This is a genomic window from Gordonia rubripertincta (assembly GCF_038024875.1).
Classification (GTDB): Bacteria; Actinomycetota; Actinomycetes; order Mycobacteriales; family Mycobacteriaceae; genus Gordonia; species Gordonia rubripertincta.
The window spans coordinates 3,870,873-3,894,855 of sequence record NZ_CP136136.1; the positions used below are offsets into that span (position 1 = coordinate 3,870,873).

Consider the following 23,983-nt stretch of genomic DNA (forward strand, 5'->3'; position numbering starts at 1 on the left):
CTTGGCCGACACATTCGCGAACACGCGCGAACTACTGGACGCAGCCGCCCGCGTGCACGGTGACCGGGACGCGTACGTCGAACCCGGCTCGCGGATCTCGTTTGCTCAGTGGGTGTCACACGCCCGGTCCGTCGCCGGCCACTTCGCCGGCGCCGGAGTCGGCAAAGGCGATGTGGTGACGCTCATGCTCCCCTCGGGAATCGACTACGCCATCTGTTACGCGGCCGCGGCCATGCTGGGCGCCGTCACGACCGGAGTGAACCCGCGACTCGGTCCGACCGAGACCACATCCATCCTGAACACTTCATCGCCCGCCCTGGTGGTGCACGGACCTTCCCAGCTCCCGCCGGAATCGACTGCGCAGCGCCTGACTGTGTGCATCGACGAGTTACGGTCCTCGTACCACGAGGTCAACGACCTTCCGACCGTCGACGTCGACCGTCGCGACCCCGTCGCGATCATCTTCAGCAGTGGCACCACCGGGCTACCCAAGGGCGCCTGGTTCGACGCCGACAATCTCGCCGCGTCTGCACAGGCCGCAGGCATAATGAGTGCGGCATACGACCGGCGGATGACCTCCACCCCCTTCTCACACGCCGGCTACATGTCGAAGCTCTGGGACCAATTACTCTGGGGCACAGCGATCGTCATCCCGCCTGCGCCGTGGACAGCGACCGGGATGGCGCGCACGCTCATCGACGAGCGCGTCACCGTCGGCGGCGGGGTACCCACCCAGTGGGCCAAGCTGCTCGAACTGCCCGGCCTCGATCGCCGTTCCTTCCCCGAACTCCGGGTCGGTGTGGTCGCCACCGCTCCGGCCTCACCCGACCTGGTTCGGCGCACCGCCGACCTGATCGGCGTACCGCTGGTGGTCCGGTACGCGATGACCGAGTCGCCGACGGTCTGTGGAACCGAACCCGACGATCCGCCCGAGGTCCAGTTCCGCACGGTCGGTCGTCCTCAGTACGGAATGACCGTCGAGGTCGTCGACAGCAATGGGATCGTGCTCTCACCCGGGATGGTGGGACGGGTACGCATCAAGGGCGGTTGCGTGATGCGCGGGTACTGGCACGATCCCGACTTGACCTCCACCGCTTTTGATTCCGAGAGGTTCCTGGTCACCGGTGACCTCGGCCTGATCACCACGGACGGAAACCTCAAGCTGGTGGGGAGAGCCGGGGACATGTACATCCGCGGCGGCTTCAACGTGCATCCCGTCGAAGTCGAACAGGTCATCGCCGGCCACCCGGCGATTGCGGAAGCCGCGGTCGTCGGGCACGCCGCTCCTGTGATCGGAGAGATCGGAGTCGCCTTTGTGGTTCCCGTCGACCCAGCTGCGCCACCAACGCTCGCCGAAGTGCGGGACTGGACGCGATCACTGTTGGCCGACTACAAGGCTCCAGATCACCTGGTCGTGGTCGAGACGATCCCCCAGACGGCGATGGCGAAAACGGATCGCAAGCGGCTTCGTGAACTGGCCGAAACACTTCCCCCGTCACGACGCACATGACTACTGCGGAGGTCGATCACCTGGTCAACCTGCGCGACGTCGCCGGCCTCCCGCTGACCGGAGGCGGACTGACCGCATCCGGGGTCCTGTATCGCAGCGACGCGCCCCATGTCGGCGACAGTCTGCCCACTCACGTGGCGTCCTGGCCGCCATCCACGGTCGTGGACCTGCGCTCGAAGAAAGAGCGTGAGCGTACCGGATTCGATTGGGACAAAGGCACCGTCGTGCACGCGCTACCCCTCCACGACGCGGCCGCACCCGGCGACGTCCGACCCCCGGACCTGACGGCACTGTACCTGACAACGCTCGAGACGAAGGCCAGTCGAGCCGCGCACGTTCTCCAGATCGCGGCAGCTGCCGCCGGACCGGTCCTCGTGCACTGCACTGCGGGCAAGGACCGCACCGGCGTGATGGTGGCAGCACTGCTGCTCGCTGCCGGCGTCGAGCCGGCGGCGGTCCGAGAAGACTATCTCGCCACCACCGCGAACATGGAACTGCTTCGGCGACGATGGAAGGCGAAGGGCCCCCGGCTCGCTCCCGCGATTCGATTGCCACGCAGCTGGCTGACCACCTCGCCGGAGGCCATCGACGAGGTGATCGGCCATCTCCTCTCCTGGCCCGGCGGTGTGCACGGATGGTTCACCGACGCCGGGGCAACCGAGACAGACCTACGCAGCTGGCGACGCCGACTCACCCGACCCGACGGGTCCTGATCAGTCCATCACACCCTAGGAGATCACCATGCGGATTCACATCGCCCTCGACGAGTGCGAAGGACACGGAATGTGTGCGATGCACGAGCCCGATCTATACGACATCGACGACGATGGCTTTGCGGCCAAAGCGGATTTCGTTGTGCCCCAGGGCATGGAGCCCGCCGCCCGCAACGGCGCAACTCGATGCCCGATGAGCGCGATCAAGGTCATAGAGGATTGACGCCGACGCGCGCAGCGATGTGCGGTCACACGTGAACCTCCTTTTGGGAACCTCTTGACCTCCAAACTGGAGAACGCTATTCTCCAGTCATCGACATTTTCGATTGGAGGTTCTGCATTAAAAACCCTGAGGACAAGGCCGCGCTGGCCAGATGGCTCGATGACGTCGGGGCACCCGGCGACGGAGAGAAGCCAGAGATCGAGCGCCTGACCGGCGGCTCGCAGAACGAGCTCTTTCGGGTAACCCGGAACGGGATGACCGGCGTCTTGCGCATGCCGCCCGCCGGCGCGGACGATGCGCGACTCGACGGTTTACGGCGCGAGCTACGACTGTTGGCCGCCCTCAAGAGTTCTGAGGTTCCACATGCGGAACTCATCGGCGGCGAACCGACCGGTGACGTGCTGGGGTCGCCGTTCTACATGATGCAGTCGATCGACGGGTGGAGCCCGACCGGTTCGTGGGCGGCGCCGTTCGACACCGACCTCGACGCCCGCGGTGAGCTCGCATTCGAACTGGTCGGCGGCATCGCGCAACTGTCCAAGGTCGACTGGCAGGGCCGTGGTCTGACCGGATTCGGCCGGCCGGAGAACTTCCACGAACGCCAGGTCGACCGCTGGCTCGCATTTCTCGGCAACTACCGGTTCCGGGAACTTCCGGGTCTGGATGTCGCGGCGGATTGGTTGCGCGCCAACCGTCCCGCACGGTGGTCCCCGGGAATCATGCACGGCGACTACCAGTTCGCCAACGTCATGTTCCACAACGGCACACCGGCCAAACTCGCCGCGATCATCGACTGGGAGATGACCACCATCGGCGATCCGCTCCTCGACCTCGGCTGGGCTCTCCTCGGCTGGGACGGCGAATCGCCCAAGACCGACTTCTACGTCGATCTCGAGGGTATGCCGAAGCGCTCGGAGTTGATCGCACACTACGAGAAGATCAGTGGGCGCTCGACCGCCGACATCCACTATTACCTCGTGCTGGCCAACTGGAAGCTCGGCGTGGTCCTGGAGAAGAGTTACGCGGCACTGGTCAAAGGCGATCGCAAGGACGAGAAGATCGAGACCTTCGGACCGCTGGTGCTCGATCTGATCGCGACGGCCGCCGACCTCACGACCGAACGAACCGAAGGGGTGTGACATGGGTTATGCGGACACGCTTTTCGACCTTACCGGCAAGGTTGTCGTCGTCACCGGCGGCAGCCGCGGCCTCGGACGCCAGATGGCGTTCGGCGCCGCGCATTGCGGCGCAGATGTGGTCATCGCCAGCCGCGACTTCGAATCGTGCGCCACCACTGCGAAGGAAATAGCCGACGCCACCGGTCGAAGTGTCATGCCCTTCGCAGTCCACGTGGGCCGATGGGATCAACTCGACGGGCTCACCGATGCGGTCTACGAACGGTTCGGCCGTGCCGACGTCCTGATCAACAATGCGGGCATGTCACCTGTCTATGACTCGGCCTCCGACATCAACGAGAAGATGTTCGATGCGGTGGTGAACCTCAATCTGAAAGGTCCTTTCCGGCTGTCGATTCTGTTCGGCGAACGGATGCAGCAGGCCGGCGGAGGGGTCATAATCAATGTCAGCTCAACCGGTTCCATTCGGCCGGCGCCCTGGATCCTTCCCTACGCGGCGGCCAAGGCCGGCCTCAACGCATTGACGGAGGGCCTGGCACTCACGCTGGGACCGACCGTACGGGTCAACACCCTGATGTCCGGACCTTTCTACACCGACGTGAGCAAGCACTGGGACCTCGAGTCGACCAAGAAGGCGACCAAGGCCCACGCCCTGCAGCGAGCCGGGGATCCACCCGAAATCATCGGCGCCGCCCTCTATCTGATGTCGGACGCGTCCAGCTACACGAGCGGCGCGACCCTCCGGGTCGACGGCGGCATTCCGTAAGACGATCAAGGAGCGCACCACCATGGCATGGGATTTTTCCACCGATCCGGATTTCCAGGAGAAACTCGACTGGATAAGGACTTTCGTCCAGCAGGAGGTCGAGCCGCTCGACACCCTGTTCCCCGGATGTGAGTATCTGCCGCTCGACGACGAGCGGCGCAAGATCGTCGACCCGCTCAAGCAACGCGTCCGCGATCAGGGACTGTGGGCCGCACATCTGGGCCCGGAGCTCGGCGGACAAGGCTTCGGCGCGGTCAAACTGACCCTCATCAACGAGATACTGGGCCGAACCGACTGGGGACCGATCATTTTCGGCACTCAGGCACCCGACACCGGAAATGCCGAGATCTTGGCGCGGTTCGGGACCGAGGCCCAGCGAAACCGCTACTTGGCACCACTGTTGGCCGGGGAGGTGTTCTCCTGCTTCTCGATGACCGAACCGCAGGGCGGCGCCGACCCCGGAGTGTTCACCACACGAGCCGAACGCGACGGAGACGACTGGATCATCACCGGCAGCAAGTACTGGTCGTCGAACGCTGCGGTGGCATCCTTCTTCATCGTCGTCGCGATCACCAATCCCGACGTCCCGGTCCACCGCGGAGCCACCACGTTCCTGGTGCCCGCGGAAAGCGAGGGCGTGGTCATCGAGGCCAGCCACCACTTGTTCGGCGCCCATCGGCATGAACCTGGGCACTCCCTGGTCCGCTACGAGCGAGTGCGGGTTCCCGCCGACGCGATGCTCGGCACCGAGGGTGCCGGATTCGAAGTCGCACAGTCACGGCTGGCCGGCGGCCGGCTGCACCATGCGATGCGGTCGATCGGGGTTGCCCAGAAGGCCATCGACATGATGGCCGAGCGAGCGCTGAGCCGGGAGACCAAGGGATCATCACTCGCCGACAAACAGTTGGTGCAGGCTGCGATCGCGGACTCGTACACCGAACTGATGCCGTTCCGGCTGGCCGTGCTGCATGCCGCCTGGCTCATCGACGAACATGGAGAGCATGCCGCTCGCACCGACATCGGCGCCCTGAAGGTGCTCACGCCCAAGGTGCTCCAGTCGATCACCCTGCGCGCCATTCAGATCCACGGCGGGCTCGGCGCCACCGAGCAACTACCGCTGGTCGACATGCTGATGACCGGCATAGCATTGGGACTGGCCGACGGACCGACCGATGTCCACAAGATGAATCTCGCCAGGGGCCTGCTCAAGCGTTACAAGGCCGACGACCCGATGTGGCCGTCACAGTTCCTCGGACGCAAGATCGAGGCGGCGCGGATCAAGTACGGCGACCTGGTCGACGCGGTGCCGGCAGTGCCTGCCGGACCCCCGACCGGGCCGTGACGCCGAGCGATATCCTTGAAGCTCGCAGTCGTCGGCAGGAGCAGTATGAGTTCACGTGCAACCGCGGCGGTCGACCGGGCCCTGGACAAGCGGCAGCGCCAGGCCGCTGCCGATGTCGAGCGGATCCTGGTCGCCGCGGCCACCGTGATGGAACGAACCACTCCTGCCGACCCGCGGGTGTCCGACATCGTCGCCGAGGCAGGAACCTCGAACAAGACGTTCTACCGCTACTTCACGGGAAAGGACGATCTGATCCTGGCGGTGATGGAGCGCGGCGTGGGTATCGTCGCGTCGTATCTCGATCACCAGATGTCCAAGGAACCCGAACCTGCGGCACAGATCGACCGATGGATCAGAGGTGTCCTGGCCCAGGTCGGTGACCCGAAACTGGCGAACATGAGTCGCGCGGTGACCCGCCAGCTGAGCTTCACCGACGACTCGGGAAGGGCGGACGTCCGGGTCACCGAGCCACTGCGTGATCTGCTGTACCGTCCCATTTCCCAGCTGGTGATCGACGACCCCGTCCGCGCCACCGACACGGTGTTCACCGCTGCACTGGGAATGATGCGTAGGCAGTTGTCCCTGGACGAGCCCGCCCGCGCCGAGGACATCGACTTCTTCATCACTTTTTGCCTGAAAGGGCTCGGCACAGAACAGGCTTGATACCCGATGCGAGCAGCGATCTGTCGGCAGTATGGACCGCCGGAGGTGATCGAGGTCGGCGATTTCGCCGATCCAGAACCGGCGGCCGGCGAACTTGTGGTGGCAGTGCGGTCGGCAGCAGTCAACTTTCCCGACGTACTCACCATCGCCAACCGGTACCAGCGTTCGACGCCACTGCCTTTCGTCCCGGGAAGTGAATTCGGAGGAGTCGTCGTCGAATCGAGCATCGACAGTGGTTTCGCGGCAGGGGATCGGGTCTATGGCACGGTTGCCACAGGTGCGTTCGCGGAGTATGTCACCGTTCCCGCCGCTCGGGTACAGCGTATCCCCGATGGGGTCGACGATGACACCGCCGCCGGTTTCGCCGTCGCGTACACGACTGCATACCACGCCCTGTGTACTGCCACAGCAATCCGCAAGGGCGAGTGGGTTGTCGTACTCGGCGCCGGCGGCGGAGTGGGATCGGCCGCCATCGATCTCGCCCATCATCTCGGAGGCCGAGTGATCGCCGCAGCGTCGGGTGACAACAAGCTCACACTGTGCCGCCGGCGCGGGGCCGAGGTGGCCCTCGACTACCACACCGAAGATCTCCGGAGCCGGATCAAGGAGATCACCGGCCAGGGCGCCCATGTCATCATCGATCCGGTCGGCGGCAGGTCATCAGAGTCGGCGTTACGCTCCCTGCGTCGTGGAGGTACATTCGTCACCGTCGGATACGCGTCCGGTGAGATACCGGCAATCCCATTGAATCTGGTACTCCTCAAGGGCATCACCATCACCGGTGTCGATGTGGGGACGATGCCTGTGCATCAGCCGATGGCCGAATCGCGGGGCCGGGCGGAGCTTCACCGGATGCTCTCCGACGGCGTACTGGCGCCATACGTCGACAGTGTCCACCCACTCGCCGAGACCACCAAGGCGCTGCGGCGCGTGGCCGACCGCCAGGCCCTCGGCAAGATCATCATCCGCCCCTGACGCTGCCCGCGACACAGTCAATGTTCTAGAGTCGGCCTTCGGTCCGCAGCGACGCGGGAACCCACCGCGGGTTGCGTCGCTCTTTGAACGCCGCGAATCCCTCGATGGCTTCAACACCGGCTTGGCTCTGCCGCATGGCTATCCGATCGAACAGGCCGAGGTAGTGGTCGAGGCTCTTCTTGATGTCGAGGCGGGCGGCGGGCGCGGTCCGACAGATCTCGGCCAGGAGCTCGGTCGCGCTGCCCATCAGCTCCTCGTGCGGAACCACCCGCGTCACCAGACCCCAGTCGAGCGCTTCCGCGGCGCTCAGCACACGTCCGGTGAACATCAGGTCGCGAGTACGGACCGGCCCGATCGTGCGTGCCAGGATCTGCGCGTAGTAGGTGTCACTGATGCCGCGGAACAGTTCGGGCACCCGGAATGTGGCACGCTCACTCACCACGGAGACGTCGCTGCAGAGCGTGATCATGAATCCGCCGCCCTGACAGATGCCGTTCACCGCAGCGATCACCGGTAGCGCGGTGACACGCAACGAATCGAACGGGGTGGCATCCATCCCCAGGTGCCCCATGTCCATCCAGTCATCGACACCGGTACGTCCCAGGTCGCCGCCAGGGATGAACACATCTCCGGTTCCCGTCAGGATGAGTCCGTGAATATCCGGATCCGACTCGCAATGCGCGATGGCATATCGCAGCCCGAAGTACATGGCCGGACTCAGCGCGTTCCGGGCATCGGGGCGATCCACCGTCACCACGGCGAAGGGTCCCGCACGGTCCAGCCTGAGGAACGGCGTACCCAGCCAGTCACCCGCAGGTGGACTCGGCGATGCCACGCGGGCTACCCGCCCAGCCGCAGACCCGAGGCGCGGGTACCGAACACGTCGACACCCATGATGGTGCCAAGTTTGTTTGCATCCCAACGCTTTCCACCGTTGGAGACAGCGCTGATGGGAGTCCAGCCCTTGAGCCACTGGATGTTCTCACCGAGCGCCTTGATCACCTGGCCGCTGACGTGACCCGCCTCCGGGCTGGCGAGCCAGGCGACGACCGGCGATCCGAGCGACGGATCCTTGGGGTCGAACTCGTCCTCGGATCGCTCGTCCGGTTCGATGGGCGCCGCGGCGCCGGCCATCGTGGCCGACATCCGGGTGCGCCCGCCGGGGCTGATCGCGTTCACCGTGGCACCGATCGAAGCCAGTTCGAGGCTCAGCGTTTGTGTCAGTCCGACGATCGCCGCCTTGGCCGCGCTGTAGTTTGTCTGCCCGAAGTGTCCCTGAAGACCGGCACCCGAGGTGGTATTGATGATCCGGCCGTAGACCTTATCGCCTGTCTCCTTGGATTCTTCACGCCACTTGCGGGCCACGGCACGGCTGGTCAGCCAGCTACCGCGCACATGCACTCGCATCACGAGATCGAAGTCGTCGACACCCATGTTCCAGATGGCCCGATCGCGGACAATACCTGCGTTGTTGACCACGATGTCCAGCCGGCCCAACTGGGAGTATGCGCGTTCGACCAGCAGGTCGACGGACTCTTCGTCACCGACGTCACTGAAGTCCGAGATCGCCTTGCCGCCACGGTCTTCAATGATCTGGACAACCTCGTCGGCGACCTTGCCGGTGCCCTGGCCATCGAGCGAGGTACCCAGATCGTTGACGATCACCGTGGCACCGTGTTTCGCGAGCTCCAACGCGTGACCTCGTCCGATGCCGTGCCCGGAACCGGTGACCAGCGCGACCTTGCCGTCCAGCAATCCGCTCATTAGTGGTGTACTCCCTCGTGAATTGTGTGAGTGGCCGGCAGTGTCAGGCCGGCCGGAAGATCGTGGCAGTGAGTTCGTCTGTGATGGGCCGGAATCCGACGGTCACCGGCATTCCGACGTGGAGGTCGGTGGGTTCACAATCCTCCATGTTCGTCATCAGCCTCGGACCCTCGTCGAGTTCGACGATGGCCGCGATGTAGGGCAACCGCTCCTTGAACGGATGCAGATCGTTCACGTACACCGTCGAATATGTGTACAACGTGCCACGACCGCTGGCTTCGATGCTCGTCACGTTCTCGCTCCAACACGACGGGCAGAAGGGCCGTGGGTAGTGATGCACCTTTCCGCAGTCATCGCAGCGGGCGATGAGCAGCGTGCCGTCGTTGGCGGCATCCCAGTACGCCGTGGTCGCAGTCTCGACCGTCGGGATGTCGGCGCGCGGTTTCGCCGGAGTGTTCGGCGTCGAGTCCGTTTGTGCCGCCATCGTCACCACCCCACAAACTCGGCGGGTCGCTTCTGAACGAAGGCCTGCACGCCCTCACGGGCATCGTGTGAGTACGACTGGATCTCCTGGGCCATCGCCTCGGTGACAAAGGAACCGGCCCGGTCGACGTCGGGCGACTCGTTGAAGAGCCGTTTGGTCAGACCGATAGCGCTGGTCGGCGCGGCAGCGAGGCGCCGAACGTACTCACCAACCGCCGCGTCGAGTTCGTCGGCGGCCACGACCTTGTTCACCAGACCGAGACCGAACGCTTCGCTTGCCGGCAGCTTGTCTCCGAAGAAGGCCATCTCCTTGGCCTTCTGCATACCGATCCGACGTGGCAGCAGGTATGCGCCCCCGCCGTCGACCACCAACCCGCGCTTGACGAATGACTCTGCAAAGTAGGCGTTCTCGGTCGCAACAACCAGATCCGACGCGTACGCGAGATGAGCGCCGACACCGGCGGCCGCACCCTGGACGACCGTGACCACCGGCTTGCTGCAGTCGAGCACCGATGCGACAAGACGCTGCGCACCGCCCATGATGGTCTTCATCGGGCCGGTGGTCCGTTTCACGTTGTTGGCATGTCCGTCGGCGAGTTTCACCACATCGGCACCGGCACAGAACTGCTTGCCACGGCCTCGGAGCACTACGACGCGCACCTCGTGGTCGGTGCTCGCCTCGAGGAATAGTTCGATGAGGGTGTCTCGGTCAGCGGGCCGAATGGCGTTGGCCGCCTGGGGACGATTCAAATGGATCGTCAGAACGCCCTCGGTCAGCTCGCTCTGCACGGCGTCCTCGTCGACCCGCATGTCCAGCTCTGTCATTTTGTCCCCGGGGTGTATTCAGCACGGAGATGTTTGATCCCGTTGAGGAAATTGGAGCGCAAAGGCACCGGCTCCCCGACCGAGCGGATATCCGGGTAACGCTCGAACAGCATCCGGAACGCGACGTCGAGTTCGAGCCGGGCGAGGTGGGCTCCCAGGCAGAAGTGCGCACCGGCCCCGCCGAAGGCCACATGCGGGTTGGGATCCCGAGCGATGTCGAACTCTTCGGGATTCTCGAAGATCGTGTCGTCGCGGTTGGCCGACGTGTACCACATCACGACCTTGTCGCCTTCGAACAGTTCGAGGTCGCCCAGCATCACACCGTCGCGGGTCACCGTACGCCGAAAGTGGATCACCGGAGTGGCCCAGCGCAGCATCTCCTCGATGGCCGTGCTCGCATATTCCTCATAGTCCGCCAACCAACGGTCACGCTGATCAGGATGCTGGGTCAGGACGTGCAAACCGTGGGAAATCACATTCCTGGTGGTCTCGTTGCCGGCTCCGACCAGCAAGATGAAGAACTTCGCCATCTCCTGCGGCGTCAGATTCTCATCGTCTGCCGCAACGAGTTTGGTGATCAGGTCGTCCTGCGGGTTGGCGATTCGATCTTCGGCGAGATCGTTGAGCAACGCGATGAGTGCCTGGCTGGCGGCGGTGACGGCCTTCCCGATGCCACTCGCGGACTGGTCCGCGATGTACTCGGCATCGGACGCACCCAGGATGATGTTCGTCGCTTCGAGGATGAACTTCTCATGCTCACGAGGGATCCCGAGCAGATTGTCGATGATGCGCAGCGGCAGCAATGACGCGAACTCTTCGACGAAGTCACACTCGCCGGTGTCGGACATCTCATCGAGGATCTCACTGACCGTCTCCTCGATCTCGTCACGCAGTCCCGAGAGATTTCGCGCCGTGAAACCGCGCGAGACGATCTTGCGCAGTCTCGCATGCTCAGGGTTGTCCATGTCGATGATCGAGCCACGGTACTCGCGCAGTTCGGCCGGCTGATCAAAGATCTGTGTTCCACCGATTCCTGACGAGAAGTCCTCCGGCCTTCGGCTGACCTCGAGGATGTCCTCGTAGGTCGTCAGAGCCCAGAATCCCTTGGGTCGCCGTCCGTCCGTTGTCGATTCAAGCGGCACGAACATTCGCGGCCGATCACGGCGCAGCGCCGCAAAGGCCGCGTCTCGTTCGGCCGGCGACTGTTGCCACCAGGAAAGCTCGTGTAACGGGGTCGACGCGATCTCGTCGGTTTCGATCATGTGCACCGCCTCTGATAGATATGCTGGACCCATTCTGGCATTGGTGTCACTATTTGGCAACCACGCTGAACTGCATCTTTGTTGCTTCGGATGGCACGCCGTCAGAACATAACTGGCTCAAACGTCACTTGTAGTCGAGGAGGAACGATGACAGCCTACGAGGCGCCCGCGCTGGTGATCAGTGAATGTCAGCAAGGTCTTCTGGACCCGCCACCGGGGGCTTTCTCCGGACTTGCCGCACAGGCCGCGGGCCGCGGCCTGATCGAACGCACCGCTGAACTCGCCCGCGCCTTCCGGTCACGCTCGCTTCCGGTGGTGCACTGCACCATCGTTCATCGCGCGGACCAGAAGGGCATGCTGCCCAACTCGTATCTCGGCAAGATGGCGATCGAGGAACGCATGATGGTCGAGGGCACCCGCGATGTGCAGATCCCCGCCGAACTGGGCCCTGAACCCACTGATCTGGTGAGCTCTCGGGCGACCGGCCTGACCGCGTTCTACGGCACGGATCTGGACGCGATGCTGAGGCTGCAGCGCGTTCGGACTCTGGTCGTTGCCGGGATCTCCACCAACGTCGCGTTGCCCGGACTCGCACTCGAGGCTGTGAACAGGGGCTACGACGTGGTCCTCGCGGAGGATTGCACCGCAGGTACCACCGCCGAGGATCACCGGTACATGGTCGACAACCTCCTCGCGATGCTCACGCGAATCACCCCGGCAGCCGACGTCATCGGGCGGCTGCCGGGGTGATGTTTGCAGATCAGCTGATCGCGAGCGCCGCTTCCGCATCGGAGACGGCGTCTCCGTTGATCGAGAACCCGCCGTCGACCGTGACCATCGAACCTGTGGCGAACTCGGCCTCATCGGACGCGAGATAGGTCGCCGCATAAGCGATGTCCATCGGATTCCCGATCCGGGTGAGACGGCCACCACCGGTGTGATGACCGGAATCCCCACGCCCGGAGACCACACGGCCCACCAGGATGCAGTTGGCCCGGATACCGTCCGGGCCCCCCTCGACCGCCAGCGACCTTGTCAAACTCGCGACCGCCGACTTGGCGGCGCCGTATGCACCGAATCCTTTGAACCCCGCGATCGCCTGTCCCGAGGAGATGTTCACGATCGAGGCACCTTCTGCCGAAATCAGATGTGGCCAGGCATACTTCGATGCCCAGAACACATTTCCGGTCAGAGTTCCGGTCAGGATCGAATCCCACTCTGCGGTGGTGTACTCGTGCAGCGGTTTCACCGTCGTGGCGACCACGTCGGTAGGTGCCGCGTTGTTGACGAGGGTCGAGAGACCGCCGAACCGGGCCACCACCGCATCGATGGTCGATCGAACACTGTCCTCGGAAGTGACGTCGAGTGGAAAGAACTCGGCCTCACCGCCGGCATCGCGGATGAACTGGACGACCTTGTTGCCGCGTTCCACCGTCCGCCCGGTGACGGCAACCTGGGCACCCTCGGCGGCAAAGTGCTGAGCGATCGATCGGCCGATGCCCCGGGTCGAACCGGACACCAATGCGACCTTGCCCTGCAGGCGCGACCCCTGGCCGCTCACAGGGAATCCCTCAGGTTCTGCATTGCCACCAACCGTCTCCTCGCCATGGTGATCGAATCTGCACTTCCCGAATCAGATTCGAGCTTGTTCAGCTTGTTCCGCTCGAACTCGATCTCGTCATCGAGACGGCCCCGGGACTCTTCGCGGGTGAGCAGGTCCTGGTCCACCCAGTCTGCTGCATCGATGTCCTTGTGCTCGGCCACGTCGACGGTCCTCACTGTGCCGAGGCCTCGACGCGCGGGAAGTTGTACAACGTGCGCGCATTGAGTTCCACGATCTTGTGAGCCTCGTCGTCCGGCACTTGCGCCAGCAACTTTTCGGTGTAGCGCCGACTGTTGGGCCAGTTGGAATCCGAATGGGGGTAATCGCATTCCCACGTGATGTTGTCGATGCCGACCTTGTGGCGCCGCGCCACACCTTCATGGTCGTCGATGAAGCAACCATAGATGTTGGAACGGAACAGATCAGAGGGGCGAACCTCCTTGTTGACGTTCTGGTACCAACGGTGCTTCTCCCACGTCAGGTCGATGCGCTCGAGCAGGTACGGCATCCAACCGATCCCTCCTTCGGACAACGCGACCTTCAGGTTCGGGAACTTGTAGAAGACCGGCGAGAAGAGCAGATCGGCGGTGGCGTACATCGAATTGGTACCGAAGAGTGCGATCATCACCGCCATCGGGGCCTCGGGCGAGGTGATCGGCGCCCGTCCCGACGACCCGAAGTGCATGCACAGCGGCATCTTGGTTTCTTCGGCCGCGCGGAACACCGGGTCCCAGAAGTCGGTGTAGAACGACGGAAGGCCCAGCGAAACCGTGTTTTCCGGAAAGGTGATGGCCTTCGCGCCCTTTGCGGCACAGCGGTAGATCTCGACCGCGGCGGCCTCGGGGTCCCACAGTGGGAGGATGATCAGCGGGATGAACCGGTCCGGAGCGGTCGCCGCCCACTCGTCGAGGTGAAAATCATTCCAGGCCTGGACCGACAACAGAGCGAGCTCTTTGTCCTCGCCCTCGAGGAATACCGTGCCGGCGAAACGGGGAAACGACGGAAAGCACAGCGCCGCCTGCACACCATCGATGTCCATGTCGGCAACTCGGGCCTTGGCGTCATAACAGCCGGGCAACATATCCGAATAGCGAGTGGGATCCATGCCGTACTCCTGCGGCTTCTTGCCCGCAACCGCGTTCAGACCGATGTTCGGATAGATACGGCCCTCGTAGGTCCACACCTCAGCGAGCTTCTTCTGCGCGGCACGGCCACCCTCGCCGCGCGCGGCGTCGAGCAGAACTGCCGACAGGCCCTCGTCCCCGTGCTGTTGACTCATGTCCATCTCGATGATCCGCGGCCCCTGGTCGAGGAACTTCCGCGGCAGCCGATCGGACCAGACATTCGGTGGCTCGATCAAGTGATCATCGACGGAAATCAAGTGCATGTAATCCTGGAGCGGCACGACGCCTCCTGCTGCGTATGACGGGCTGAGGAAGAAACGGGGCACCGGTAATCTCGGCGCCGTTCCCGTATATCTGACAGTGCGTAACGCTAGTGACAGTGATCACAAGTGTCAAGCTCTACCAGGACCTTCTTCTGCATTTCGAGATCAGCACCGCCCAGAGGCCGGGTCTAGTACCGTTTGCGTCTGACATTAATGTCACTACGAAAGGTGATCGACTGTGGATCTGCGGATGCGCGACAAGCGCTATGTCCTGATAGGTGGAACAGCGGGAATGGGTTCGGCCACGGGCCAGGTGCTTGCCGGCGAGGGCGCCTCGATGGTCCTCATCGGTCGCGACGAGTCCAAGGCCCAGGACGCCGCGCGCGCCGCCGAAGAGTCGGGCGCCACGAAGGCGTACGGAATCGCCCGCGATGTGAGTGCGCCCGGTGGTGCGCGGGAAGCCGTCGACACCGCTGCCGAACTTCTCGGCGGGATCGACGGGTTGGCGGTCACCATGGGAACCGAGGGCATGGTTCCAGTGGAATCGTCCGACGATGTCTGGACGTCGGCCTTCCGCGACGTCCTCCTGGCCACGACACGCTCGGTCGAGGCAGCGCTTCCCCACCTCAAGAAGACTCGCGGCACCGTTGTCACCACCGCCGCGTATTCCATCCGCTCACCCGAAATCGCCAGGCTCCCCTACGCATCTCTCAAAGGCGGCGTCGCGGTGTTCACCAAAGGAATCGCCAAGACGTACGGGAAGGACGGCATCCGGGCGAATTGTGTCTGCCCGGGCGCCGTCGAGACCGCTCCATTGGCAGCGCTCCGGGTCCAACTCGCCGAGCAACGCGGATACCCGGTGGAGACCGCACTCGAGCGGGTCATGGTCGAGGAATGGGGCTTCGACGCGGCACTTGGGCGCCCCGGCAAACCCGAGGAGATCGGCGAGCTGATCGCGTTCCTGCTTTCGCCACGCGCGGGCTATCTCACCGGATCACTCATCAACATCGACGGCGGCACGAACTTCTGAACGGAGGCCCTGCAATGAAATCGGCTCTTTCACTAAGGCATTGGTTCTATCCCGCCGTAGCGGCGGCCATGATGATCGGATTGTCCACACCGGTTGCCGGGGCCACACCGCATGCTTCTGCCGGATGCGCCGAGATCTCGGTTCCCGTGGCTCTCGCACCTGGCGGCCCGGTCACCGCGAACATTGCGGGTGGCTATTGCGTCCCGGCCGCTGATCCGGGGACCACTCTGCAGATCCTGATCCCGGGCGCGACCTACGACCGCTCGTACTGGGACTTCCCTGGATTCGACGGCAAGTACTCCTACGTCCGTCACGCGTCGGGTTCCGGAAAAGCCACACTGGCAATCGATCCCATCGGTGTTGGCAAGAGTTCGAAGCCGTCCGGCGTTCAGGTTTCCGCATACACGGCTGCGCAGACCGTCCATGAGGTCATCGCGGCCGCCCGCAAAGGAGAACTGGGCCATCGCTGGGACAAAGTTGTCCTGGTCGGCCACTCATTCGGCTCACTGACCGCGATGATGGAAGCCGGAATGTACCACGACATCGACGGCCTCCTGATCAGCGGCGCCTCACATGCTCCGGGCCCCGGTGGCATCCTGCAGATCCAGAGGACCGTACGACCAGCGCTCCTCGATCCGGCCACCAGTGATTCCGTCCCGGCCGGCGACTACACCTACCTCAGCGTGCCGGGCGCCCGGGCGACGGCCTTCCACGCACCTGGGGACTCGGACCCGGCGGTCGTCGCCGCCGACGAAGCGACCCGGGTTGCGGGAACGATCGGTGTCCTGGCGACAATTCCGGTATTCATCCCCACGACGTTCGGCATCGACGTTCCCGTACTCATCGCAAACGGCCGGGCGGACAAGGTCTTCTGCGCCCAAGGGGGCGGCGGTTCGCTCACCGACTGCGCCTCTGCCGACAGTCTCCACCGTTCCGAACGCCCGTACTTCCCAAAGGCCGATGTGAGTACTTTTGTTCTGCCCGGGGCGGGGCATTCGATCAATCTGGCACTCAACAATCGAGCGTTCTTCGAGCGTGCGTCGAGGTGGATCGACTCGATCTGATCGGCCAAGGTCACCAGCGGTTCTCCACGCCCGCCATCCGAGTTCGCGGTGTCGACCCGCAGCGGCGGGTCGACACCGCGAACTCGTTCGGACCGTCTCGTTCAGGCGTCGAGGGTCAAGAGCATCGACCCTGCCTCGGGTCCGCCACCGATCCCGACGGCAGCCACCGACACGTCCTTCTTGATCTGCCGGTCTCCGGCCTCACGCCATAGTTGCGTGCAGGCTTCATGGAGGAACCCGTACCCGTGGAGCCGACCGGCCGACAGCTGCCCCCCGTGCGGGTTGATCGGCAGCGTCCCGTCGAGCGCGTAATGGCCTTCCTCATCGAGGAACTGCCCCACCTTGCCATGGTCAGCGAATCCGAGTGCCTCGATCCACTGCGAACACAGGTAACTGAATCCGTCGTAGAGGGTCGCGAAGTCGACATCGGCAGGTGTGAGGTCGGTGCTGTCCCACATCGACGCGGCGGCGTCATGGGCTGCCATCGTGGTGAAGTCGGTCCGCTGATCCCAGGTGTGGCGTTCGTAGAGCGCTGCGCCTGCGGCCTCGATCGTGATCGGAGGGTGTGGAAGTCCGGCGGTTTCCTCTCGCCGCGACAAGATGATGGCGGTGGCGCCGTCGCACGGCACATCGCAGTCATACAGCCCCATCGGAGTCGAGATCATCCGGGCGCTCAGATAGTCGTCCATCGTCATCGGAGTGCGGTAGATCGCATTCGGGTTCAGCCCGGCGTTGCGCCGGGCATTGATCACGAGCTTTCCGAGTTGCTCGCGCGTCAAACCGAATTCGTACATGTAGCGTTGCGCGTACATGCCGATCCAGTTGGCAGGCGACGCCGCGCCGAACGGCAGCCGGAACTCGGCATGACCCGAGGCCCGGGTAGCTTTCTGTGTCAACGCCGCCGCGCGTCCCGACGCCTGCGCAGTGGCCTCCCACACTGATCGGAAGCAGAGCACGTGTTTCGCCCGTCCGGACGCGATTGCTGCCGCAGCGTCGAGGAGCGTGCCGATCTGCCCGGAGGTCTCCACACCACTGACGTGCCACGTCGTCTTGAGGCCGAAGGCATCGCGAACGTCGTGGGTCGTCGCGCCGACGAACCCGCCCTCGGCCGCCACCGGACCCGGATAGCTGGCGACACCATCGATGTCGTCGAAAGACAAGCCGGCATGGGCAACGGCCCGTTCAGTCGCCTCGAGTGCGAGGTCGATACCCGAGCGGCCGATGCGCCTGCCGATCTGAGACTGACCGATCCCGGTGATGACTGCCTTGTCGTCGACGAATGTCATGCCGCCACCGGCCTGAAAAATGGCAGGGCCACGTCGTCATGTTCTTCGAACACGACCTCGACCGCCATACCGATCTCGACTGCGTCGACATCGATGCCGACGATGCAAGTGGTCAGGCGGACATCTGGTTGGTCGTCGAGTTCGACCACGGCGATCACGTACGGGGGCGGGAACGCCGGGAACCACGGGTGGTGATTGACGGTGAACGACGAGATCCGGGCGCGTCCAGATGCCGCCTCGGGACCGACGTTGCGGCTTCGACAGCGCCAGCACGCACCCACCGGTGGATGAATCCAGCCCCGGCACTCCTGGCATCGGTAGATGCGGAGCTCTCCTTCGAAACCGCCGGTCCAGAAGGCCTGCGATTCCGGCGTCACCTCCGGAAGCATCCGGCCCGTGTCAATCGACATCCTGTATTTCCTTCCGAGAACCACCGTTGCCGCGGTGGTGCAAACGTGGTGCCGGACGTGACGCCGGTCACGGCTACTGAGGCTACCACTTCGTGGGCATATCGTCAGATACCAATCTCGCGCAATCACACCCCTTGCATCTACGTCATCTGCATTAGCGGCCCTAACTGGGAATAGCTCCGTGTCAGCGGTCGTGATCCGCGCCACAAATTGCGATCGATTTCATGTACATTCAGTCAGATATTGGTCGATGGGCCTAGGCGACACTCGCTCGCGGTCCGTCGAGATCTGGACCGAAAGGAACAATGCCGTGGTTGGTGTGATGAATGGAATTCGTGTCGTCGAGGTAGCGGCGTGGACGTACGTGCCCGTCGCGGGGGCGATCCTCGCCGAGTGGGGCGCCGACGTGCTCAAGATCGAGCACCCCGAATCGGGCGATCCTCAGCGTGGGCTGGTCACCTCTGGCCTGATCCCCGCCGGCGGCGTCAACCACATGTTCGAGCTCCCCAACCGTGGCAAGCGCAGTGTCGCACTGGACCTGAAGTCGGAGCAGGGTCGCGATCTGCTGATGAAGCTGGTTGCCACCGCGGACGTCTTCCTCACCAACTTTCGTCCGGACGCTCGGAAGAAGTTGCGCATCGACGTCGAGGACGTTCGCGCCGTGAACGACAAGATCGTGTACGTCCGCGGGTCTTCCACCGGCCAGCGCGGCGATGAAGCCAACCGCGGCGGGTACGACATGACATCCTTCTGGAGTCGCGGTGGCGCCGCCGACAATGTCAGCCCAGACGAGCTCGACTACCGACTCACCATGCCCGGCCCCGCATTCGGTGATGTGCTGGGCGGGCTCACCATCGCCGGCGCCGTATCCACCGCATTGCTGCATCGCGAGCGAACGGGTGAGGCTCTCACGGTCGACAGCTCGTTGCTGGCAATGGGCGCCTGGGCGATGGGCGCAACCATTGCGGGCGCCAACGCTTTCGACATGGAGCGTTACCCCAAGCACACACCGTCGACGGCGGCGAATCCACTTGTCAACATCTACAAGACCTCGGACGACCGCTTCATCTCGTTGGTCATGCTCGAGTCCGACCGATTCTGGCCCGAGTTGGTCACCGCACTGGGCATTCCGGAGATGATCACCGATCCTCGATTCGAAAGTCACAAGAAGCGAGGCGAAAACCGTCTCGAAGCCATCGAGGTCCTCAACAACGCCTTCGGCAAGCGGACCCTCGAAGAATGGAAGAAGGAGCTCGCCCACATCGACGGGTCGTGGTGTGTCGTACAGACACCTCGGGAGGTGGTCACCGACCCGCAGGTCCTCGCCAACGGGTACATCTCCGACGTGACCGACTCGAACGGCGTGGACTTCAAGCTCGTCAATACCCCGATCCAGTTCAACGAAGTGCCCAACGAGCTGACCCGCGCTCCCGATCACGGTGAACATACCGACGCCGTCCTCGAAGAGTTGGGGCTGACGATGGACGAGATCATCGATTACAAGGTCAGCGGCGCGATCCTGTAGGCAGCGGACAATCTGAGAGCGGGAGTGCACCGAACGGTGCACTCCCGCTCTCAGATTCGGTTCCTGCTCGACGGGCGCCGTCGGCGATGGCCGTGCCCGGTGACGTTCACCGGGCACACTCGGGTGGATCAGACTCCTGCGGTAGCGCTTTCCAGCGCAGCCGCGCCGTCCGCGTCGGCCGCCGGGTACCGGAGGATGCCACGGACGTTCTTGCCGGCACGCATGTCGTCGTACCCGTCGTTGACACCCTCGAGCGGGTAGCTACAGGTGACCATCGCATCGAGGTCGACGAATCCACCGCTCCACAGCTCCAAGATCTTGGGGATGTCGGCGCGCGGGTTGGCCGAACCGTACAGGCTGCCCACGATCTGCTTTTCCTGCAGGGTCAGGTCCATCAGGTTCACCGACACCTCGCGTTCGAGCATCGGATGAATGTTGGTGACAACGAGACGTCCGCGTTTGGCAGTCATCGCCAAAGCCTTTGCGATCAAACGACCTTCGCCCACACCCATGGCGCAGATGAACTTGTCGGCGCCCCGGTGCCAGGTGGCCTCGGCAACCACCGCGGGTGCTTCGTCCCACGATTTCGCCACGTGAGTGGCGCCCATGGACAGGGCGATCTCTTGCTTGTGCTCCGACGGATCGATCACCGTGATCGTGCGGGCGCCCGACAGCTTCGCGCCCTGGACCGCCGCGGCGCCGATGCCGCCGACGCCCGCGACGACCACGTTCTCCCCGGGCTGAACGTCGGCGGTGTACACCGACGAACCCCACCCGGTGATGAACCCGCAACCGAGTAGACACGCACGATCAAGGGGATGGTGCGGTTCGATCTTGATGCAACTCGCCTCGTTGACCACGGTGTGGTGAGCGAAGGAGCCCACCCCACAGGCGAGCGCGAGGTCCTCTCCTGCAATGTGGTGGCGTGCCGTGTCGTCCTGGATCTGGTTGCCACTGTATATTTTTGCCCCCAGGTCACACAGGCTCTGATGGCCGTTGGAACAAGAGGGGCATCGCCCACACGACGGAATGAATCCGAAGACAACGTGATCACCGGGCTGGAGCCACGACACATGAGAGCCGACCTGCTTCACCACACCCGCGCCCTCGTGCCCGCCGATGCAGGGCAGCCTGAAAGGCATGTCGCCGGTAACGATGTGCTCGTCGGAATGACACATGCCCGAGGCATGCAGTTCGACCAGAACCTCTTGTTCTTTCGGCGCATCGAGTTCGATTGTCTCGATCTGCCATGCAGCATTGCGCTCCCACAGGACCGCCGCCTTGGTCTCCATAATCATCGTCCTTCCACACTGGTTCTGACGAGACGTCAGAGAATGATCGATTGCGACTCGAGATACGTCGCGATGCCTTCTGGCCCGCCCTCACGGCCGATCCCAGACTTCTTGAAGCCACCGAATGGACTCCCGAAGTCCAGGGGTGCAGGCGAATTCACCGATACTGAACCGGTCTGCATACGAGCGGCGACATCGGCCGCCCGGACGGGATCAGCCGACCAGACCGCCCCCGCCAGGCCGTACTCGGAATCGTTGGCCACAGCAACCGCTTCGTCGTCCCCGTCATAAGCGATGACGACGGCAACCGGGCCGAACAGCTCGTCACGGGCGATCGCCATGTCGTTGTCCACGTCGGCGAGCACTGTTGGATTCACGTATGCCCCACCGTCGAGCCCGTCGGGCCGCGTGCCTCCTGCGACCACACGGGCGCCTGCCTCGATCGCGCCGGACACCGCCGCCTCGATCCGGTCTCGGGCCGTCGTATTGATGACGGGGCCGACCTCGGTCTCCCGCTCTGTCGGATCTCCGACGCGCATCGCCGCCACGGCCGCGGCAAATGGTTCAAGGATTTCGTCGTAGCGACTGCGCGGCAGAAGAATACGCGTCTGCGCTGCGCAGATCTGTCCGTTGTTCGCCATGACGCCGGTGACCAAACCCTTGATGAGTTTGGCATCGACGACAACGTCGTCGAGAACAATGGCGGCCGATTTTCCGCCGAGCTCGAGCGTCACACGGCGGATGTCTCGTGCACACGCCGCTCCGATCCGCTTTCCGGCGCCGGTGGATCCGGTGAAGCTGACCTTGTCGACACCAGGATGCTCGACCAAGGCCTCTCCGGTGGCGATGCCACCGGAGACGATGTTGACCACACCCGCCGGGATACCGGCTTCCTCGATGCACTCACTGAGCATCGACAGACCCAGCGGCGCCTCGGGGGATGGTTTGAGGACGATCGCACACCCCGCCGCCAGCGCCGGCGCCATCTTCAGTGCCGCGGTGAACAGCGGAGCGTTCCATGGCACGATCGCTGCGACAACGCCCACCGGAACACGTCGCACCAGCACCTCCCCACCGATCAGCGATGGACGCTTGGCCTCGAACTCGTAATCCACCGCAATTGCGGCGCACGAACGGTATACACCGAGGGCAGTGGCCAACTGCCCGAACGGTGTCCACTTGCGCGGCGAGCCGACCTCGGCGGAGATGAGGTCGGCGAAGACCTCGGTCCTGGATTCGATTGCGTCGGCCAACGCGGAGATCGCCGCCGCACGCTCCGCCGGACTCCAATTCCGCCACGGCCCGTGATCAAGAGCCGCCCGAGCGGAGTCGACGGCGACACCGACGTCGGCCGTGCTCGCCTCACTGACGCGACCGAGCACCACGCCGGAGGCCGGCGAACGGACCTCGATGCGTGGCCCCGACGTCGGGCTCCATTTGCCGGCGACATACATGCCTTCGTATTCGTACACGGGCAACCTTTCATCCTTCTCCGCGAGCGTCGGGGCCAAGGTGCAGCGGCCGCCCATCGAAATCGACTCAATTCTGGCAGTAATGTCACTCTAGGGCAAGGTGCCGCCCCAGCGGTTCAGCCGAAGAGTGGGCCGAGCTGATCGGGCGTGCTGCCGTGGAGGACCAGTTCGTCGGCACCCGCGTCGCGGTAGCTCTCGAATGTCTTCCAGCAGTCGGCCGCCGACCCCACCGCCGCCGCCGAGCGAATCCATTCGACCGGCAGCGAGGATGCGACATCGGTGAGTTGTTCGCGGGTCCGAACCGAATCCGCTGCTCCGCGAAGGCCGACCAGATGGGGATGTGCACGCAGCGCGTCGAGGTCCTCGATCGACCACCCGTTGACCTTTGCGAGTTGTTCGCCGAACTTGGGGATCTGGTAGTAGGTCACCGCACGCGCACCCACCACGGCCATCTCCTCGGCGGGGTCGAGGCCGGATGCGACCACGACCGTCGCATAGATGCGCACACTGCCGGCCTGTCGACCAGCTTCTTTCTCGGCTTCGCGGACCGAGGTCACCGATCGTGCCACCGCCTCGGGCGTCAGAAACGGGTGCAGCAACACGCCATCGAAATGTCGCCCGGCGATGCCGAGACCCTTGGGCCCGATTGCCGCGAAGACGAGGGGCGGAACAGGCTGATCGGGAAGGTCGGTGAGACGCAGGGATGGGTAATTGCCCGCGGGTCCATCGTATTTGACCTTCTCGCCCCGGCAGAGGCGGCGAAAGAGCTCAGCCGAGTCGATGATTGATGCGTTGGTGGAAGTCGGTAGCCCCACCGCCTTCCACATCGCGTCGACAGAGCGCCCGATCCCGATCACGATGCGACCGTTGGAAATGGCCTGGGCGGTCATCGCCATCGACGCGAGCATCGCGGGATGTCGGGACTGGAAGTGCGTGATTCCGGAGGCGATCCTGATCGAGTCGGTGACCTGGCCGATGGCCCCGGCCAGGACCCCGAAATCCTTCGTGCCCCATCGCTCACTGAGCCACAGTGTGCTCAGCCCGAGCCGCTCCGCTTCCATCGCCTGGCCGATGGCCGGACGCGGATCGGGCACCCGTCCGGGAAGCGTGTACGCACCCCAGGGCGGGAGAGGCCGGTTGCCCGGCCTTGCCGACCGGAGGCGGCACTTTTTCGGCATTGGTGGATTTCCCGTCGGTCATACCCCTATTCTGACAGTGTTGGTCACTTTAGGAAAGGGTCTTCGCCGCCGGG

General features: G+C 64.0%; 25 protein-coding genes. 12 read left to right on the forward strand and 13 right to left on the reverse strand.

Annotation, left to right across the window (positions count from 1 at the left end):
* Window position 1 precedes the first annotated feature (1 nt).
* The 8 genes from RVF83_RS17550 (at window position 2) to RVF83_RS17585 (ending at window position 7,328) form a co-directional block, all read left to right on the forward strand.
* On the forward strand, window positions 2–1,510 hold the full coding sequence (locus RVF83_RS17550; RefSeq protein WP_005199534.1) for a class I adenylate-forming enzyme family protein: 1,509 nt from the start codon (window positions 2–4) through the stop codon (window positions 1,508–1,510).
* A complete protein-coding gene (locus tag RVF83_RS17555; protein ID WP_005199535.1) occupies window positions 1,507–2,223 on the forward strand; it encodes a tyrosine-protein phosphatase in 717 nt (238 codons plus the stop codon). Before RVF83_RS17550 ends, RVF83_RS17555 begins: the two co-directional genes overlap by 4 nt.
* Window positions 2,224–2,251: 28 nt before the next feature.
* Entirely contained in the window at window positions 2,252–2,446 is a 195-nt protein-coding gene (locus tag RVF83_RS17560) for a ferredoxin (RefSeq protein WP_005199536.1), read from the forward strand.
* 254 nt (window positions 2,447–2,700) lie between these two features.
* On the forward strand, window positions 2,701–3,585 hold the full coding sequence (locus RVF83_RS17565) for a phosphotransferase family protein (RefSeq protein WP_005199537.1): 885 nt from the start codon (window positions 2,701–2,703) through the stop codon (window positions 3,583–3,585).
* 1 nt (window position 3,586) lies between these two features.
* Entirely contained in the window at window positions 3,587–4,348 is a 762-nt protein-coding gene (locus tag RVF83_RS17570; RefSeq protein WP_005199538.1) for an SDR family NAD(P)-dependent oxidoreductase, read from the forward strand.
* A 22-nt stretch (window positions 4,349–4,370) separates the two neighbouring features.
* On the forward strand, window positions 4,371–5,690 hold the full coding sequence (locus tag RVF83_RS17575; protein WP_005199539.1) for an acyl-CoA dehydrogenase family protein: 1,320 nt from the start codon (window positions 4,371–4,373) through the stop codon (window positions 5,688–5,690).
* Window positions 5,691–5,735: 45 nt separating this feature from the next.
* Window positions 5,736–6,353, forward strand: coding sequence for a TetR/AcrR family transcriptional regulator (locus RVF83_RS17580; protein WP_005199540.1), 618 nt, complete (start codon window positions 5,736–5,738; stop codon window positions 6,351–6,353).
* A gap of 6 nt (window positions 6,354–6,359) precedes the next feature.
* Window positions 6,360–7,328 carry an NADPH:quinone oxidoreductase family protein gene (locus RVF83_RS17585; protein WP_039880733.1) on the forward strand — a complete coding sequence of 323 codons (969 nt, stop codon included), beginning with the start codon at window positions 6,360–6,362 and terminating at the stop codon, window positions 7,326–7,328.
* A gap of 25 nt (window positions 7,329–7,353) precedes the next feature.
* Here the strand turns inward: RVF83_RS17585 and RVF83_RS17590 are convergent, their stop codons facing one another.
* Genes RVF83_RS17590 through RVF83_RS17610 form a run of 5 tightly spaced genes read right to left on the reverse strand, consistent with a single transcriptional unit; the run spans window position 7,354 to window position 11,662 of the window.
* Complete coding sequence (locus RVF83_RS17590) at window positions 7,354–8,163, reverse strand: enoyl-CoA hydratase/isomerase family protein (RefSeq protein ID WP_005199542.1); 810 nt, start codon at window positions 8,161–8,163, stop codon at window positions 7,354–7,356.
* Window positions 8,164–8,168: 5 nt separating this feature from the next.
* The gene (locus RVF83_RS17595) at window positions 8,169–9,092 is read right to left on the reverse strand and encodes an SDR family NAD(P)-dependent oxidoreductase (protein WP_005199543.1); all 924 of its coding nucleotides are present in this window, start codon (window positions 9,090–9,092) and stop codon (window positions 8,169–8,171) included.
* Window positions 9,093–9,135: 43 nt separating this feature from the next.
* On the reverse strand, window positions 9,136–9,576 hold the full coding sequence (locus RVF83_RS17600; RefSeq protein WP_005199544.1) for a Zn-ribbon domain-containing OB-fold protein: 441 nt from the start codon (window positions 9,574–9,576) through the stop codon (window positions 9,136–9,138).
* Between the two features lie 2 nt (window positions 9,577–9,578).
* Window positions 9,579–10,400, reverse strand: a complete 822-nt coding sequence (locus RVF83_RS17605; RefSeq protein WP_039880734.1) for an enoyl-CoA hydratase/isomerase family protein — start codon at window positions 10,398–10,400, stop codon at window positions 9,579–9,581.
* Complete coding sequence (locus tag RVF83_RS17610; protein ID WP_005199546.1) at window positions 10,397–11,662, reverse strand: cytochrome P450; 1,266 nt, start codon at window positions 11,660–11,662, stop codon at window positions 10,397–10,399. The genes RVF83_RS17605 and RVF83_RS17610 overlap by 4 nt, the downstream gene beginning before the upstream one ends.
* 147 nt (window positions 11,663–11,809) lie before the next feature.
* Between RVF83_RS17610 and RVF83_RS17615 the strand changes: the two genes are divergently transcribed.
* Window positions 11,810–12,412, forward strand: a complete 603-nt coding sequence (locus RVF83_RS17615) for a cysteine hydrolase family protein (protein ID WP_005199547.1) — start codon at window positions 11,810–11,812, stop codon at window positions 12,410–12,412.
* Window positions 12,413–12,422: 10 nt separating this feature from the next.
* Here RVF83_RS17615 and RVF83_RS17620 read toward each other — a convergent pair whose 3' ends face one another.
* From RVF83_RS17620 to RVF83_RS17630, 3 genes are read right to left on the reverse strand one after another with little or no spacing between them, the layout of a single operon-like run.
* A complete protein-coding gene (locus RVF83_RS17620; protein ID WP_005199548.1) occupies window positions 12,423–13,223 on the reverse strand; it encodes an SDR family NAD(P)-dependent oxidoreductase in 801 nt (266 codons plus the stop codon).
* Window positions 13,220–13,426 (reverse strand): hypothetical protein, encoded by a 207-nt coding sequence (locus RVF83_RS17625; RefSeq protein WP_005199549.1) that lies wholly within the window; start codon window positions 13,424–13,426, stop codon window positions 13,220–13,222. The genes RVF83_RS17620 and RVF83_RS17625 overlap by 4 nt, the downstream gene beginning before the upstream one ends.
* 11 nt (window positions 13,427–13,437) lie before the next feature.
* The gene (locus tag RVF83_RS17630; RefSeq protein WP_005199550.1) at window positions 13,438–14,670 is read right to left on the reverse strand and encodes an amidohydrolase family protein; all 1,233 of its coding nucleotides are present in this window, start codon (window positions 14,668–14,670) and stop codon (window positions 13,438–13,440) included.
* Window positions 14,671–14,890: 220 nt separating this feature from the next.
* On the opposite strand from RVF83_RS17630, the gene RVF83_RS17635 reads away from it, so the two are divergent.
* On the forward strand, window positions 14,891–15,682 hold the full coding sequence (locus RVF83_RS17635; RefSeq protein WP_005199552.1) for an SDR family oxidoreductase: 792 nt from the start codon (window positions 14,891–14,893) through the stop codon (window positions 15,680–15,682).
* Between the two features lie 80 nt (window positions 15,683–15,762).
* Entirely contained in the window at window positions 15,763–16,746 is a 984-nt protein-coding gene (locus tag RVF83_RS17640; protein WP_039880775.1) for an alpha/beta hydrolase, read from the forward strand.
* Window positions 16,747–16,847: 101 nt separating this feature from the next.
* On the opposite strand, the gene RVF83_RS17645 is transcribed toward RVF83_RS17640, so the two are convergent.
* Together RVF83_RS17645 and RVF83_RS17650 are read right to left on the reverse strand one after the other, a co-directional pair.
* Window positions 16,848–18,032 carry a thiolase family protein gene (locus tag RVF83_RS17645; protein WP_005199554.1) on the reverse strand — a complete coding sequence of 395 codons (1,185 nt, stop codon included), beginning with the start codon at window positions 18,030–18,032 and terminating at the stop codon, window positions 16,848–16,850.
* Entirely contained in the window at window positions 18,029–18,442 is a 414-nt protein-coding gene (locus RVF83_RS17650) for a Zn-ribbon domain-containing OB-fold protein (protein WP_005199555.1), read from the reverse strand. Before RVF83_RS17650 ends, RVF83_RS17645 begins: the two co-directional genes overlap by 4 nt.
* Window positions 18,443–18,764: 322 nt before the next feature.
* Here RVF83_RS17650 and RVF83_RS17655 point away from each other — a divergent pair, with 322 nt between their 5' ends.
* Window positions 18,765–19,967, forward strand: a complete 1,203-nt coding sequence (locus RVF83_RS17655; protein WP_039880777.1) for a CaiB/BaiF CoA transferase family protein — start codon at window positions 18,765–18,767, stop codon at window positions 19,965–19,967.
* A 128-nt stretch (window positions 19,968–20,095) separates the two neighbouring features.
* On the opposite strand, the gene RVF83_RS17660 is transcribed toward RVF83_RS17655, so the two are convergent.
* The 3 genes from RVF83_RS17660 to RVF83_RS17670 form a co-directional block, all read right to left on the reverse strand.
* Window positions 20,096–21,259 (reverse strand): NDMA-dependent alcohol dehydrogenase, encoded by a 1,164-nt coding sequence (locus RVF83_RS17660; protein WP_051989318.1) that lies wholly within the window; start codon window positions 21,257–21,259, stop codon window positions 20,096–20,098.
* Window positions 21,260–21,294: 35 nt separating this feature from the next.
* Window positions 21,295–22,731 (reverse strand): aldehyde dehydrogenase, encoded by a 1,437-nt coding sequence (locus tag RVF83_RS17665; protein WP_005199558.1) that lies wholly within the window; start codon window positions 22,729–22,731, stop codon window positions 21,295–21,297.
* Window positions 22,732–22,847: 116 nt separating this feature from the next.
* The gene (locus RVF83_RS17670; protein WP_039880781.1) at window positions 22,848–23,825 is read right to left on the reverse strand and encodes a TIGR03857 family LLM class F420-dependent oxidoreductase; all 978 of its coding nucleotides are present in this window, start codon (window positions 23,823–23,825) and stop codon (window positions 22,848–22,850) included.
* Window positions 23,826–23,983: the final 158 nt, after the last annotated feature.

Bases quoted from the DNA above. Each gene is read 5' to 3' on its own strand.
- RVF83_RS17555 (WP_005199535.1), top strand. From the start codon at position 1,507: ATGACTACTGCGGAGGTCGATCACCTGGTCAACCTGCGCGACGTCGCC.
- RVF83_RS17560 (WP_005199536.1), top strand. From the start codon at position 2,252: ATGCGGATTCACATCGCCCTCGACGAGTGCGAAGGACACGGAATGTGT.
- RVF83_RS17565 (WP_005199537.1), top strand. From the start codon at position 2,701: ATGACCGGCGTCTTGCGCATGCCGCCCGCCGGCGCGGACGATGCGCGA.
- RVF83_RS17570 (WP_005199538.1), top strand. From the start codon at position 3,587: ATGGGTTATGCGGACACGCTTTTCGACCTTACCGGCAAGGTTGTCGTC.
- RVF83_RS17575 (WP_005199539.1), top strand. From the start codon at position 4,371: ATGGCATGGGATTTTTCCACCGATCCGGATTTCCAGGAGAAACTCGAC.
- RVF83_RS17580 (WP_005199540.1), top strand. From the start codon at position 5,736: ATGAGTTCACGTGCAACCGCGGCGGTCGACCGGGCCCTGGACAAGCGG.
- RVF83_RS17585 (WP_039880733.1), top strand. From the start codon at position 6,360: ATGCGAGCAGCGATCTGTCGGCAGTATGGACCGCCGGAGGTGATCGAG.
- RVF83_RS17595 (WP_005199543.1), bottom strand. From the start codon at position 9,092: ATGAGCGGATTGCTGGACGGCAAGGTCGCGCTGGTCACCGGTTCCGGG.
- RVF83_RS17600 (WP_005199544.1), bottom strand. From the start codon at position 9,576: ATGGCGGCACAAACGGACTCGACGCCGAACACTCCGGCGAAACCGCGC.
- RVF83_RS17605 (WP_039880734.1), bottom strand. From the start codon at position 10,400: ATGACAGAGCTGGACATGCGGGTCGACGAGGACGCCGTGCAGAGCGAG.
- RVF83_RS17610 (WP_005199546.1), bottom strand. From the start codon at position 11,662: ATGATCGAAACCGACGAGATCGCGTCGACCCCGTTACACGAGCTTTCC.
- RVF83_RS17615 (WP_005199547.1), top strand. From the start codon at position 11,810: ATGACAGCCTACGAGGCGCCCGCGCTGGTGATCAGTGAATGTCAGCAA.
- RVF83_RS17645 (WP_005199554.1), bottom strand. From the start codon at position 18,032: ATGACATTCGTCGACGACAAGGCAGTCATCACCGGGATCGGTCAGTCT.
- RVF83_RS17650 (WP_005199555.1), bottom strand. From the start codon at position 18,442: ATGTCGATTGACACGGGCCGGATGCTTCCGGAGGTGACGCCGGAATCG.
- RVF83_RS17655 (WP_039880777.1), top strand. From the start codon at position 18,765: ATGAATGGAATTCGTGTCGTCGAGGTAGCGGCGTGGACGTACGTGCCC.
- RVF83_RS17660 (WP_051989318.1), bottom strand. From the start codon at position 21,259: ATGGAGACCAAGGCGGCGGTCCTGTGGGAGCGCAATGCTGCATGGCAG.